General features: G+C 49.1%; 9 protein-coding genes and 1 pseudogene. 5 read left to right on the forward strand and 5 right to left on the reverse strand.

Annotated elements, in window-relative coordinates; all coding sequences use genetic code 11:
* Window positions 1-64 precede the first annotated feature (64 nt).
* The gene (locus HU824_RS02155; RefSeq protein WP_136008711.1) at window positions 65-1,015 is read left to right on the forward strand and encodes a tRNA-dihydrouridine synthase family protein; all 951 of its coding nucleotides are present in this window, start codon (window positions 65-67) and stop codon (window positions 1,013-1,015) included.
* Window positions 1,016-1,080: 65 nt separating this feature from the next.
* Here the strand turns inward: HU824_RS02155 and HU824_RS02160 are convergent, their stop codons facing one another.
* The 4 genes from HU824_RS02160 to HU824_RS02175 all read right to left on the reverse strand — a co-directional run bounded on the left by HU824_RS02160 (window position 1,081) and on the right by HU824_RS02175 (window position 7,609).
* Window positions 1,081-2,436: a sulfatase gene (locus HU824_RS02160; protein WP_176467932.1), complete on the reverse strand. Its 1,356-nt coding sequence runs from the start codon at window positions 2,434-2,436 to the stop codon at window positions 1,081-1,083.
* A 39-nt stretch (window positions 2,437-2,475) separates the two neighbouring features.
* Window positions 2,476-5,562 (reverse strand): chondroitinase family polysaccharide lyase, encoded by a 3,087-nt coding sequence (locus HU824_RS02165; protein WP_176467933.1) that lies wholly within the window; start codon window positions 5,560-5,562, stop codon window positions 2,476-2,478.
* Window positions 5,563-5,741: 179 nt separating this feature from the next.
* The gene (locus tag HU824_RS02170) at window positions 5,742-6,254 is read right to left on the reverse strand and encodes a DUF4348 domain-containing protein (protein WP_176467934.1); all 513 of its coding nucleotides are present in this window, start codon (window positions 6,252-6,254) and stop codon (window positions 5,742-5,744) included.
* A gap of 77 nt (window positions 6,255-6,331) precedes the next feature.
* The gene (locus tag HU824_RS02175; protein WP_176467935.1) at window positions 6,332-7,609 is read right to left on the reverse strand and encodes a DUF2851 family protein; all 1,278 of its coding nucleotides are present in this window, start codon (window positions 7,607-7,609) and stop codon (window positions 6,332-6,334) included.
* Window positions 7,610-7,705: 96 nt separating this feature from the next.
* Here HU824_RS02175 and dapB point away from each other — a divergent pair, with 96 nt between their 5' ends.
* The 4 genes from dapB to HU824_RS02195 all read left to right on the forward strand — a co-directional run bounded on the left by dapB (window position 7,706) and on the right by HU824_RS02195 (window position 11,740).
* Window positions 7,706-8,470 (forward strand): 4-hydroxy-tetrahydrodipicolinate reductase, encoded by a 765-nt coding sequence (gene dapB, locus HU824_RS02180; protein ID WP_136008715.1) that lies wholly within the window; start codon window positions 7,706-7,708, stop codon window positions 8,468-8,470.
* A gap of 6 nt (window positions 8,471-8,476) precedes the next feature.
* Window positions 8,477-9,970, forward strand: coding sequence for a signal peptidase I (lepB, locus tag HU824_RS02185; RefSeq protein ID WP_176467936.1), 1,494 nt, complete (start codon window positions 8,477-8,479; stop codon window positions 9,968-9,970).
* Between the two features lie 106 nt (window positions 9,971-10,076).
* Entirely contained in the window at window positions 10,077-11,009 is a 933-nt protein-coding gene (lepB, locus tag HU824_RS02190) for a signal peptidase I (RefSeq protein WP_176467937.1), read from the forward strand.
* Between the two features lie 101 nt (window positions 11,010-11,110).
* The gene (locus tag HU824_RS02195; RefSeq protein ID WP_176467938.1) at window positions 11,111-11,740 is read left to right on the forward strand and encodes a WbqC family protein; all 630 of its coding nucleotides are present in this window, start codon (window positions 11,111-11,113) and stop codon (window positions 11,738-11,740) included.
* Window positions 11,741-11,969: 229 nt separating this feature from the next.
* Here the strand turns inward: HU824_RS02195 and HU824_RS02200 are convergent.
* Window positions 11,970-14,842: pseudogene (locus HU824_RS02200) on the reverse strand (transcriptional regulator).
* Window positions 14,843-14,909: the final 67 nt, after the last annotated feature.

A 14,909-nucleotide genomic window follows, 5' to 3' on the forward strand; every position in this document is an offset into this window, starting at 1 on the left:
GGGAAAATATAAAATTTCGGCAAAGCAAGTGCTGTTTCGCAAGAAAACATGTATCTTTGCCGATATGAACGAAAACAGATTACCCATCTACTTCGCCCCACTGCAAGGCTACACTGATTCGGCCTACCGCTTGGCACATGCCCGAATCTTCGGAGGTATCAACACCTACTATTCTCCGTTTGTACGTGTGGAACACGGCGAAATCCGTCGCAAGGACATACGCGAAATCCATCCCGACAACAACGGGGAAATGCACTTCATTCCGCAACTCATAGCCCCGACTCCCGATAAATTAGAGCAGATAATGGCCCTTTTCATCGAATACGGCTATCGGGAAGCCGACATCAACCTTGGCTGTCCGTTTCCCATGTTGGTCAAGCGGCACAACGGAGCAGGTATGTTGCCCCACCCCAAGGAGGTAGAGGCGCTGCTGAAAACCGCTGTAGAGAAGTTCCCGGAAATCCGCTTTTCAGTAAAACTGCGATTGGGATGGGAACATGCGGACGAGTGCCTCGCCCTGCTCCCTCTACTGAACGAACTGCCACTTTCACATGTCACTCTCCATCCGCGCTTAGGCATCCAGCAGTATAAAGGTACTGTTGACTGGAATGGCTTTGAAGCCTTCTACAAGGGATGTGACAAACCACTGTTGTACAACGGTGACATACACACGCCAGATGACATCGAAAGCATAGTCGCCCGCTTTCCCCGATTGGTTGGTGTTGTCATAGGACGTGGATTGCTCGCCAACCCTGCTTTGGCCTGGGAGTACCAGCAAGGACATCCTCTTTCTTCCGATGAAATGGCAAAAAAAGTGAGACTACTACACAACGAAGTGTTCAATGCCTACAAGGAACGCCTACAAGGTGGTGACCTACAACTGCTGACAAAAATGAAAAGTTTTTGGGAATACCTGCTTCCCAATGCCGACCGGAAAGCAAAGAAAATCATCCATAAGACAACGAAGCTAAGCAACTACGAAGTAGCCGTCGCTCGACTGTTTGCAGAACTTTGAGAAACCGATTTTGAGCTTACCGAAGTTTCACAAGCGATGCAAACAGTTACAAAATGGAAAGAACATTACTCTGGGATTAGATGTACCTCAGGCCGTATCTGCGCCACACGATGCCGTCTCATCCATTCGCCCAAATAGGCGCGATGCTGCTGCAACACTTCCCGATAATTCTTTTCAAGAGCCAAGTTACGCATCTCTCCGCGGTCGTCCTCCATGTTATAAAGCTGTTCACGATAGTTTCCTTTATCATACAACACATATTTATAACGCGGAGTACGCAAAGCCCAACCACGGGTAATACCTTTGTCGAAGGTGGTTTCTATGACCACATAAGGTTGGTGTGCCTGTTCTGGGTCGGCACTCTCAACCAAGGATTTAAAAGAAACGCCATACAAACCTCCGGGCAGAGGAATGTCTGCCCAGTCGCATACGGAAGCAAAGAAGTCAACACCTGCATTGACGAGCTGCGGCATCTCTTTTCCGGCATTCTTCTTTCCGGGTAGAGTCACTATCAGAGGGATGTTCACCACTTCTTCGTAAAGAGCAGACTTCTGATTCCATTGATGTGCTCCCACACCGTCACCGTGGTCGCTCGTGAAGATAATTACCGTGTTCTTCCATAGATTCCGCCGATCAATGATGTCGACAATCTTTCCGATTTCAGCATCCACTTTTTCTACCAAACGGAAATAAAGACTGCGATAGCGACGCCAGTCATCCGGGGAATAATGACGCGTGGGATAGGTCGAATAGTTCAGCGATTGTTCATAGGTTATCACATCGGCATCGTAAGGATGACGGGAAAAGTTCAAGGGCAATCCAGGCCATTCGTCTTGAGAAAGTTCAGGCAAATTGCCGTATGGCAGATTCTGCCCACGTGCATATTCACAGATATTGTGGGGATTATCGAAGCCAACTACAAGAAAGAAGGGCCGGGTGTGTTCCCGTTCAAGAAAGGCAACGGAAGCCTCAGCCAATCCGTGGTCGGTGTGCGGATGAAGGACAGAAAAACCAAACTCCCGATCCGGTATGGAAGCGGTATGTACATGCCACTTTCCGGCATATGCGCATTCATATCCGGCATGCTGCATCAGAACTCCCAAGGTCGTTGCCCGCAAGGAATCGGACATAGGCACATTGTTTCTCGCAAGACCTATTTCATGGGATGTGTGTCCCGTAAACATGGATGCCCTAGAAGGACCGCTCAAGGGAGCAGAGCAATAAGCATTGGTAAACAAGACACCCGCCTGCGCCAAACGGTCTATATTCGGGGTATGCACATCCGTATTTCCCACACAGCTCATGGCAGAAGCCGTTTGCTGATCGGTCACAATATAGATAATATTCGGCAACTCCTTGGCTCCCGACAAAACTGGAACAAAAGCTGTGGTACAAAATAGTACGTCTTTGAATTTCATCATGGTACAAATTTATCGGATTTAAAAATCGATTTCTAAGGTTCACCTTTTCAATTCCACGTCAAGGCTCACTGCATCGCGACAGGTAAAACGAAGTACTGTCTGCTTCCGGTCGGCCACCACCACTTGACAATATGGAGTTTCGGTCACTCTCCACAAACCTTTCAGCGTAATGGTCACGGGAATTTCACCACTGACATTTTTTATCCACGGGCGTGAATAGATACTGCGCTCAATACGTTTTCCGTCTTTGTCGAAAGCCTCGTCGCTCGGGCCACGATACAAGGCCAGGTCGGGCTGGGAGACAGTCAGCAGAAGCTTGTCCTCATATTCGCGTATCATGACAAGGCACGATGTATCGGCTTTCTGCAACAATCCGCCGTCGGGCAGCGCCTGCGGAGTCTCGAACAAGACGTAAGAAGTAAGACCGTCGGCCGGAGAAGACACAATGTGGGCGTTGCGGTCTTGCCGCAGAATCTTGTAAGTGGGTTTCTTGGCAAATGCCTTCAAAGCGGCGGCATCCGTGTGGGGCAGCACGGCATATTCGTAGGAAGCACCCTTCGGGGCTTTGCCATGTTGCAGCGTCAGGGATATCCAGTCGCCGGAAGTAGGCTCGGTGCTGCGCTCGCCCACGGTCACTTGCGGGAAGTTCTTCTCGTAACGGGCATCCGGGCGTGAGGCTTTGGAGATGTAATAGCCCACGCCGTTGGGGTCGATATAGGTCTGTCCGTCACTCTGATAAGCTTCCCAGTACCGGCGGGTTTCGGGAGTGGTGGCGGCAAGCTGGAACACGGTGGTTTCCGTCGGATACTCGTCATTCAGGTTCTCGATGTCCGTACCGAGGCATACAATGGTGCCGCCGAAGAAGTGGAAAGACTTGCGGGCACGGTGCGAGCCGTTGTACTTGTCATGTTCGTGCAGTACCATAGCGAAGTTACCGTTCTGATGTGCTTGGGACAAACCGCCGGCGAAAGTCTCATCGGAATAGAGCATCTCCTCCATGCCGGAGAAGGTATCGACATTCAAGACCCGGGCACGCAAATGGTCGAAAGGCAGATGAATACTCGTGACCCCCGGAATACGATTCCAGTCGAAGCCTGCCTCCTGCCAGCCACTGGTGGCAAAAGTAACCGTTTCATCGGGTTTTCCGGTAAGAATCTGCATGCTGCCATGCGCCAGATAACGGCCATAGAAGTTGGCGGGGAGATAGTGTTCGGCAGCCCAGAGGTAACGGGAATGTCCGCGTACTACGACAGCCCAGTTGTCGCGGCGCTGCACGGATACACAACCATAGCCCAAAGCCAGATTGCCTTGCGGAACCGGTTCGGGGCGGAAGCCTTGGGTTTCGAGCAGCTTCTTCATCTCCAGCTCGTGGCGGGTAGAAGCCTTCGGCAGATAGTCGGGCGCATTCTTGTCCGGAGCTTCCGTATGGGCAACCAGACGCAGATAGGCTGCGGCCATTTCGGGGTCGTATTTCTGCTTGCCGTCCGGCGTACCGGCAATGGCCATCGTGGCATATTGGATAGGTATCAGACTTCCTCCCCCGTTGGGATGGCGGCCCGACATGGAGAGCGGCCATTGCTTGAGGTTGCAATAGAAACGCATGGCGAGAAGCACTTTCTTCACCGTCTCGTGCGCCTGCCGGGACAGACGGAACTCCGTACCGCTCAGCAAGTAAATCATATTGGTGGCACCGTCCAGACCGCCCACCGCATAAGCGGGATAATTGTTGCAATGATGGAAGCAGGCACCGTCCGACTTGAAAGAACCGGCCAGTCCCGGCGCAGGAAGGCAGCCTTTGTTCAGCCAGCGGGAGAAGGAACGAAGGTATTGCAGTTTCTCCGGCGTATCCTCCATAATCAGAATGCTGGCTACGCGCCCTTGCAACTTGGTGTTGAACGTATCTATATCAATACCGTTGACGGCAGGTTCGGGATATACCTCATTGGTGATGGCATACCAGTTGAGCGTACGTACCGCCTCTTCCAGCTTACCTGCCTCACGCAACACGTCCTTCATCAGGAAATAAGCCACAAAAAGGCCGCGCATACTATATCCGTAATGGTGGATATTTCCCCAGCAACTGCCGTAGGCAATGCCCTGGTCGGTGGCGTTATCGTACATGGCGATGAATTTCTGCTTCAACTCGTGTCTCAGCACCGCATCCTGCGTATTGTTATAAGCAGTGGCAATGCGTTTCATCAGATTGAAGTAGTCGCTTATCTCCACCCCCAGTCTGGAGAACATATCTTTGTCCCAATCGGGTATGATACGTTCGTAAGCCTCGGACTGACGTACGAAATAAATAGGACGTCCCGCCACTTTTCCGTTCTTATAGGTAATCCGGTAAAAATCATACTTCTTGCGAATGGACTGCATCTCCTTGTCCGAAAGCACGGAAGGCGTGTAGAGCATGTCTCGGAAACGCTTCTCCATAACCCGTATATCCTGCTTCTGCGCCTCGGTCACGTCTGTCAGGGGGATGTCCGGTTTCCACAAGGAGTGTTCGTAGATAACCAGCCAGTGGTTGGTGGTTCCCTTATTTACGAACGGCACCTGCAAGTCGGCAGTCTGCTGGCGGGCATCTACCTTGCTGCCAGTAATCAGATGGTCGAAAAAGAGTTTCCCTTTCACGTCGGGGGCTACAATGCGGATTTCGTCCATCCCTTCTTCCGGGGTGCCTTGCATATCGCGTTCATAACATACCCATGCTCCGCGCCAACCGGTAAAGTTGATGCCAAAAGGAAAAGAGGTGCATACCTTGCCATCCTTCAGGAACTCGAACTGAATCTGCTTGTCCTGGGCCTGCTCATTGTACACCCATACGATGAAAGCCGAAAGATAGGTGTCTTTCCCCGTCGGGTCTTTCTTCTCAAACTTCAAGTCTTTCTTGATGGACAGTGCGGCACCCGGCTCGAAAGTCCAGCTCAAGCTGTGGTCGCCGTCCCTATAATGTTCATCGCTAATGCCCAACTGCGAACCGGCTGCCGTAGTGACAAACGCCGGAACCAGCTTCTCCTCAAAAGAAAGCAAACGCTCATTCTTCACGATTTGTGCATGTACACTGCCCGGCAGCCACATGCAAACGAGCGCTGCCGCTCCCATTTTCCATTTACTGAATTGCATCATGTCCGTTTATTTAAGGTTATTGATATTCACCGCTTGAAAATCGGCAAAAGAAGTCGTAACCGCATATTTCAATGTATTAGTACGGTACAAAGAAACCCCTCTTTTTGGAAAAAGAGGGGCATAAATCGTACAGAAGAAGGATAAAATAATGATTGAGGCGAATTTCTGCCCCTACTTTCTCAAGGATGAAGTTCTTCGAAAGCCTTGTTTTCCTCTTGTACAGCCTGAATGGTTTCTTCCAGTTCACAGATAGGAAGGTCGAAGTTGTACCAGTCGTTATAGCAGTCGGTGACGTACCACTTGCCGTCTGCCAGTTCAAAGACCACACGAAGGGAAGGTTCCGATTCATCATAGCCTGCTTCGAACTCCTTATGGGCAGGTTCATTGACTGTGAAACGAGATATATAGGTGCCTCCCTCCTCTTCGGCAATATGCCCTTCCTTCAGCGTTTCCTCGTCCAGCAATGCCCACTTCTCGCGGGTGAAGGGAAAAGTCTGTTCCGTCTCACCGTCATCCTTCAAAAGGGCGATGGGAGACTTCAAAGGAAACTTGATTCGGGAATACTGGAATGAAGCACTGGACGTGAATTTCCTGAGAAATGTCTTGAAATCCTCCTCTTCGGCAGCCAGACCATTGGGAATGGTCAGCATAAGTGCCGCAAACAGACAAAGAACAAAGCGGATAGCCTTCATATACTCGGATTATTTTTCAAGGCGCAAAGATAATATAAAAGTGATAAACTGCTAAGGCTATGGGGTGATAATTATTATCATCCGTTATGCTTCAGATACTCGTAACCGAACCGGCAGCACAGGCAGTCCTTCTTGTCGCAATACTCCTTTTGAAGTTGGAGCAATGCCTGCGAATCGGCAGCGGTAGATACCGGCAGGCCGGCACCGTCCCACAGACGGGTCACGTGGTTGTTCTCAGCCTTCAAGGATTCAAGGAAACGGGTGGCACGGTCACACAAAGCGTCATCGGCCTTGTGCATGCCGTATGCATAAAGAAACGGAATAACCGTATTGATGGCTATCAGATTCAAGGCGCCGTCCCCTACCCGCTTTTCCCTCCGGGGTGAAACCTTTCTGAAGTTGAAGTGCTCCTCCCAATATACGGAAGTATCGGCAGACAGTATCTTCTTCACTGCTTCCGGCGTTTCAGCTTCCATGACGCGCGAAAAGAGCGCCCGCTCCTTGTGATACAGCTTGGCAAGCTGGGCCAGACGTACATGCGGAAAGTTATCGGGACGAAGACGCAGAAACCGCCACTGTTCAACGGACATAGGAGCCGCCAGCCCGAACTTGTGCTGCAGGTAGCGGAACTCTTTCTGAAGTTTCAAATAGTAATCATCCATCCCTGCCGAGTCTTCCTCCAGCAGTCCTGCCTGCCCCAGGAAGAAAGCCTCCACCTGAAGCAGACTGTCCCGATGCTTGTCTACGGCGCGGAACGGAAGACGGTTTGCCCATGCCTCGAAAGCGTCTCCATTCAGCCCGAAACCGAAGTTACGGGCAAGAGTAATGAAAAAAACATCTTCCCAATGATGATTACAGCGTTCGAGCCGACAGGATATGGCGCGTGCCTTCTGCTCGAAGCGCTCCACCTGCAAGGCGGACAGCCAGGAATGGACGGTGAGCTTCGGAAGGGATGCAAGGATGGAGTAGCAGGGAGGATAAATCTCTGTCTGACGGAGCTCTTCATAACGCCGGCTGACAGTTTCGGGACAAGCGAGCACCATTTGAGGAATCAATTCACCGTTCGTGCGATACACATCACAATTAGATTCGCCCACTACGTGCAGAATGACGTTATCATATGCCTTGTCGCGGTCGTGCCTATGGAGCAACCAGTCTGATGCCCGTGTATGCACTTCGACGTTGCCCACCCAGAGCGTACCGTCTATTTTCAGCTTGGCATTAAAGAAGTCGGGGCCTGCATTGATGTTCGGCAAACCGGGATCTATCACTTCTACCGGCTGTCCGGAGGTTGTTTGGAGTGCCGACAAAGGAAATATTTTGTGCTTCCAAACGTAATGCAGTAGTTGTTCCATGTTAACAAGACGTTAATGTTGAGCACAAATGTAAGAAAAAGATTATCTTTGCAACCTATAGTTTGTTGATAAACTAAATTAAAACAGATAGAAATAATGAAAATCGCATTAATCGGCTATGGAAAAATGGGCAAGGAAATCGAAAAGATAGCCCTCAGCCGCGGACACGAAATTGTAAGCATCATCGATGTCGACAATCAGGAAGACTTTGAATCGGCAGCCTTCAAGAGCGCCGACGTTGCCATAGAGTTCACCAATCCCATGGTTGCATACAACAACTATATGAAAACATTCCAAGCCGGAGTCAAACTGGTATCCGGCAGTACGGGATGGATGGCAGAACATGGAGACGAAGTGAAGAAGCTTTGCACCGAAGGTGGCAAAACGCTGTTCTGGTCGTCCAACTTCAGTCTGGGAGTAAGCATATTCTCTGCTGTCAACAAGTACCTCGCAAAGATAATGAACCAATTCCCTGCCTACGACGTGAGGATGAGCGAAACGCATCACATCCATAAGATGGATGCCCCGAGCGGTACGGCCATCACGCTTGCCGAAGGTATTCTGGAGAATCTCGACCGCAAAGACAAATGGGTAGAAGGAACTTTCCAAGCTCCCGACGGGACTGTTTCGGGCTCTGCAGAATGTACGGCCGATGAACTGCCAATAAACTCTATCCGCGAAGGGGAAGTACCGGGCATCCACAGCATCCGCTACGACTCCGAGGCCGACAGCATCACTATCACCCATGATGCCAAGAACCGCAGGGGATTTGCCCTGGGAGCCGTCCTTGCCGCCGAATATACCGCCAAGCACGAAGGTGCTTTGGGAATGAGTGACCTGTTTCCATTCTTAAAAGACTAAAACATCATGAGAAAAGCAACACGTATCCAATGGATTAAATTCAGCATAGTCACCCTACTTTACCTTGCCTTTCTGGTCTGGGTAAAAAGCTGGCTGGGACTGATTGTGCTCCCCTTCATTTTTGACATCTACATCAGCAAGAAGATACCTTGGGGATTCTGGAAGAAATCGGAGAACGCTGCCGTACGCAGCATCATGAGCTGGATAGATGCCATCGTGTTTGCGCTGGTAGCCGTCTACTTCGTAAATATCTATGTGTTCCAGAATTATCAGATACCTTCTTCCTCACTGGAGAAATCCTTGTTGGTAGGCGATTTCCTTTATGTCAGCAAGATGAGCTATGGTCCGCGCGTGCCGAATACGCCGCTTTCCATGCCGCTGGCACAGCATACGCTGCCGGTATTCAACACCAAATCATACATCGAATGGCCTCAATGGGAATATAAACGTGTGCCGGGCTTCGGAAAAGTGAAACTGAACGATATTGTGGTGTTCAACTTCCCGGCAGGCGACACGGTAGCCACCAATTTCCAACAGACAGATTTCTATACCCTTGCTTACGAAGAAGGAAAACGCGTGTATCCCAACAAGGTGAATATGGACAGCCTGACACGCAAGCAGCAACGTACTGTCTATGATTTGTACTACAATGCCGGGCGTAACCTTATCCGTTCCAATCCGAGAATGTACGGTGACATTGTCATACGCCCCGTCGACCGTCGTGAAAACTATGTAAAACGCTGCGTAGGCCTGCCCGGAGATACATTGCAAATCAAGAAAGGGCAAGTATACATTGACGGCAAGGCTACCGAGAACCCTACGGAAATGCAGTTCAACTACTTTGTACAAACTACGGGACCTTATATCACTGATGATATGTTCCGTGAACTGGGCATCAGCAAAGAAGACCAGACTCTGATGACCGACGGTCTGGGCTGGGAAGAGAATCTGATTGAAATGGGACTGGACTACCGGGATGCCCAAGGCAGGCTGACGCCGGTCTATCATCTTCCGCTTACCAAAAAGATGTACGAGACCCTTACGGGCAACAAGAAGCTAATCAGCAAGATTATCATTGAGCCGGGAGAGTTCTCGGGACAGATGTATCCGCTGAACCTTTACACCAAATGGGACCGCAACAACTACGGCCCAATCTGGATTCCCGCCAAAGGCGCCACCATCAAGCTGACCGAAGACAACCTGCCCATCTACGAACGCTGCATCGTTGCTTACGAAGGCAACAAGCTGGAGGTCAAGGAAGACGGCATCTACATTAACGGTGAAAAGACCGACTCCTATACTTTCAATATGGACTATTATTGGATGATGGGCGACAACCGCGACAAGTCCGCCGACTCCCGTTACTGGGGTTTTGTACCGGAAAACCATGTCGTAGGAAAGCCTATCGTAGTATGGTTGTCATTAGACAAAGACCGCAACTGGTTTGACGGCAAGATACGCTGGAACCGGATATTCAAGTGGGTGGACGGCATTAAATGAATTAATAATCAGAAACTAAAGAATTAAAGGGGAAGGTGGGAAACGATTGCAAACCTTTCGTTCTTTAATTCTTTAATTTTTTCATTCTTTAATTTCGAACGATAGGATGAAAGGCTGGAAAATAGCAATTGCAATAGTTGGAGTGACACTCGTCGTAGTGCTGCTTCGAGGTTGTGTTGCAACTTCCTATCTTATCCCTTCTTCCGGTATGGAAAACTCACTGTACCAGGGTGAGCGTATTCTTGTGAACAAGTGGAGCTACGGTCTGCGACTTCCTTTTATGAAATTATGGGGGTATCATCGCTGGGCAGACAGTCCGGTACGGAAAGAAGATATTCTCGTATTCAACAACCCGGCCAATCTTTCAGAACCCATGATTGACCGGCGGGAAGTCTTTATCGGCCGTTGCATCGGCACTCCCGGAGACACTTTACTGATAGATTCGCTCTTTTCGGTGATTCCTTCCGAGAAGAATGCGCCCGACCAGAAGTTCCTTTACTCTTATCCCAGACAACGGGAACGACAGTTGGATTCATTGCTTTCCATCCTTTCCATCGCTCCCAACGAACTATTGGGACAGGACTTAATAAAGAATATACGTAGTTTCAGCCGCTATGAACACTACTTGCTGGAACAAGCCATGAACGGAAATTGCTGGATAGAACCGATTGTCAAGGAAGACTCCATGGAAACGTTGAAACCGCTGATAATCCCCAGCAAAGGCAAAGCCATACGCGTATATCCGTGGAACAGAACTTTGCTGCAAAACACACTGGTACTTCACGAAAAGAAGCAGGCTGAAATAAAGAACGACACCCTCTTTATAGAAGGCAAGCCCGTGCAACACTGCTACTTCAGCAAAGATTACTATTGGGTAAACGCCAACAATTCCATCAACCTTTCAGATTCCCGCCTCTTCGGTTTTGTACCCCAAGACCATATAATAGGCAAGGCAAGCGTCATCTGGTTTTCCAAAAAGAAAGGAACAGGACTCTTCAACGGCTACCGCTGGGACAGAATGTGGAAAAGAGTGGAATGACACAAATGAAAGAATAAAAATGAAAGAATAAAAATGAAAGAATAAACAATGAACAGTAACTTCAACTGCAAATCATAAATCGCCCAATCCTAAATATACTGATGAAAACCGTATTTCTTTCTTCCGCCTATCTGGCCCCCGTAGAGTATTACACCAAATTGCTGGCATACGACAAAGTGTTTATCGAGCAGCACGACCACTATATGAAGCAGACCTACCGCAACCGTTGCACCATTGCCGCACCGGACGGTGAATTGGCACTTTCCATTCCCACCGTCAAGCCGGACACGCTGAAATGTCCGATGCGGGATATACGTATTTCCGACCACGGCAACTGGCGGCACCTGCATTGGAATGCCATAGAGTCGGCCTATAACCATACCCCTTTCTTTGAATATTATAAAGACGATTTCCGTCCTTTCTATGAAAAGAAGTATGAGTTTCTGATAGACTTCAACGAAGAGTTGTGCCGTCTCGTCTGCTCGCTCATAGATATACAGCCTGACATGGAACGCACTGCGGAATACCGTACCGAATTTGCCACAGACGAGGTGGACTTCCGCGAGCGAATCCACCCCAAAAAGAACTTCAGGCTGGAAGACACGGAGTTCTCACCACAGCCCTATTATCAGGTATTTCAGGAAAGACTTGGCTTTCTGCCCAACCTGAGCATCATAGACCTGCTGTTCAATATGGGGCCGGAAAGCCTGCTGGTGTTGCAGCAAAGATAAATCGCAGGGAGTATCATGCTTATGTACAAAGGTTACCAGAGAATTGCATTATACTAATAATCAACGGATTCACGCTTTACGCTTCTTTATTCAAAATAAAGTAATACTGTAATCCTAATAAAGTAATATTGTATTTTCTCCACATGAGTCACTTTATACGGAGCAGGCATGTTTCAGACTCCGGTACAAGAAAAGAGGGATTTATTCCGTAACGAATTATTTAAGATATTCATTTAGAAAACTTTTGCAAGAACTCTGCAAGATTCTCCCCCTCACCCAAAGCTAACTTTTTCCGCAAGCGGTAACGGCTGATTTCAACCCCGCGCAAAGAGATATTCATCAACGGGGCTATCTCTTTGGAGAGCAGATTCATCTTGATATAGGCACACAGCAATTTTTCCTTATTACTCAATTTGGGATAAGCCTCTTCCAGCCTGCTGAAGAAGTTGTGATGTACCGAATCGAAAGTAGTCTGAAAAGCCTGCAAATCACCATCGTGCTCGATGTTCGTTTCAATCTGTCCTAACAGACGGAGCGTTTTGCGGCGAAGGGCAACCAGATTCTCTTCACCGACAGCATGCGAGATGCCTAAAACCTCCTTCTTGATATCCATCAGCATCTCATTCTTACGCACAATGTTCAATGTAGTGCGGACCAATTCTTCTGACTTATGCTGCAGTTCGGCCTGCAGATTGGCCTCTTTCAAGGACTCTATCTTCTTATCTTTCAAGTCGCTGACCTCCTCGAATGCCTGCTTCTGCCGATAAAGTTCCAGCTCTTTCTGCAACAGCAGACGCTTCCTGCTGGCCACCACCCGCACATACACAGCATACAACATCAGGCAGGAGGCGGCCACGTACAGCATCAGGCTCCACCAAGTGCGATACCAGGGCGGCAGCACCCTGAACGAAAAAGAAGTCATCACAGGTTCGTCATCCTCCTCCGTCAGCAGCTTGACACTGAACAGATAGTCGCCTTCATATAGGCCGGTGAACTCTTTCATGGCGCTCTCGCCAAACTCGCTCCACTCTCCTTCGTCTCCCCCCTTGCCCAGCCGGTAAGAGAAGAGAGCCGAAGAAGCTGTCTCGTAATTGTTCACATTATACTCCATACGAAGAGAGTTGTACTTATAAGGGACCACTACCGGCACATCTTCGTAGCGATAACTGCGACCGTATATCAGCGAATCTTTACGACCGGTCAGATACACATGACGTATCTGCAAGGCCAGCCGCTCCTTGCCAGTTTCCACCATCGAAGGTTTCACCAACGAGAACCCTTCTTCCGTGCCAACAATAGCCCCGTCGCCATAAACCCCTACATGCTCATAATTCTCGATTAAGGAACCCTTCAAAAAAAAGTCACGAGAATTCTTTGTATAAACATTCTTCACCGCATCATAGCGCAACAACTTCAAGGCCCCCCCGACACATACCAGATGTTATGGGACACATCCATCGTCATATATGTATAAGCCGCCTTGCCATCCAGCATATTCTCCAGCTCCGAGTGTTCTTCCAACGCATCCGTCAACGGATTGTAACGCCACAATCCATGACAGGAGACCACCACAAGCTCGTTGCTCACCCGCGCTAGCAAGGCCTCATTACCGATAGGAAAAGAAACATGGTTGTATTTCTTCAGATGAACCACCTCGCGCAGGTTGTCCGAAAGGCTCACCCTGCAAACTCCCCTATCCTTATTAGTAATCCACACTATGTTTCCCATCCCTTCGGCCATAAGGCTCTTGGCGGCATAAGTAAAATTCTTGAGCCTGCACACCACCTGCCAACTACCGGCAGTCCTCTCCAACAGATACAGTCCGCTATATTTGCCATACGCACCGGCTATCAATACATCCGGCCTACCAGGCAGTGCCACCAGCTGCCTCACTCCCCTGAGCCCGTCCAGATGTTCTACCCTGTCTCCCTCGATTACATAAACCCCATTGTCCGAAGCACAAAACAACTTGTTGTCGTAACGCAAGAACGACCAAACCTGACCGCCCGTCTCAGACAAAAATTCCACCGCTGCTTCCTTGCTCCGTCCCTCGGGCAGAACAGTACGGTAAAGTCCTTGATTGGTGCCCAGATACAGTTTATCTCCATACCGACAAGAGGAGTATCCCGACCCGATGACAGGCTTGCTGCCATATAAAGAATAGACCGGAGAACTCAACCGAATACAATCAATGCCATTATCCAGACCCAGCCAAAGATTATTCTTCCTATCGAAGTTCATGCAGAGAACCGTCTTATTCTGCAAACCATTGTGGATGGAGATTATATCTGTATCGCCTTTCTCCAAGTCCAAAAGGCAAACCCCTTCTTGCACAGAGCCAAGTGCCAGCAACGACTGGTGGAGTGCCGCGCAAAAAATGCGATTGCGACGCATGAAGTCGTCAGCCGCACACGCATACTTGCGGATGGCTTCTCCGTCATAAACAAACAAGCCATTGTAACGAGTCACTATCAGCACCTGGCCGTTATAGGGCAGCAAACTCGAAATCCTTCCCAGCTTTTCTGTTTCCGGAATCAGCCGGAAATGATTATCCTCCATCACCGACATTCCTTCGGGTGTACCAATATAAAATTTATTATAGAGTATTGCTGAAACATTTATTTCATCGGCCGATTCTATATAGTCCACCCGTCCATCTGCCCAACAAAACAGGCCACGGTCTGACTGGAAATATATTTTGTCCTTATCCTGCAAAATATTCCAAATAACACCAACCACCGAATTGCCGGGCAGATTATCCGAAAGGCAGGTATAGTCCAATCCCCCCAACCTATTTGGAGTGAAATAGCCGAAACGGCCAATCCCACCGATGTAAATACGATTGTCTGCCCCAATCTTCATGGCCCGCATCTTGGCATCCGGTATGGGATATAGCTCCCAGGAAGTGCCGTCAAACTCCAGCAACCCCTTGTTATTGGCCACATACAACCAACCGTTCTCATGCTGTTGCAGCATCCAGTTTTGGTTTCCGGCCTTATAGGCATGTCTTGTATAGTTGGTCACTGGCCGTTGCCACTCCGCCTTCAACGAAAAAGCAACCCCGACTAAAAAGGAAAGAATAAAACAGAGTCTGCGTTTCATAGTAGTCCATATTTATTTCGCATAGCAAAGATAATCTCTTTCTTTCAAACCACATTTTCCATCAGCC

Origin of the sequence: Bacteroides sp. L10-4, from assembly GCF_013373675.1 — a bacterium.
Lineage (GTDB): Bacteria > Bacteroidota > Bacteroidia > Bacteroidales > Bacteroidaceae > Bacteroides > Bacteroides muris.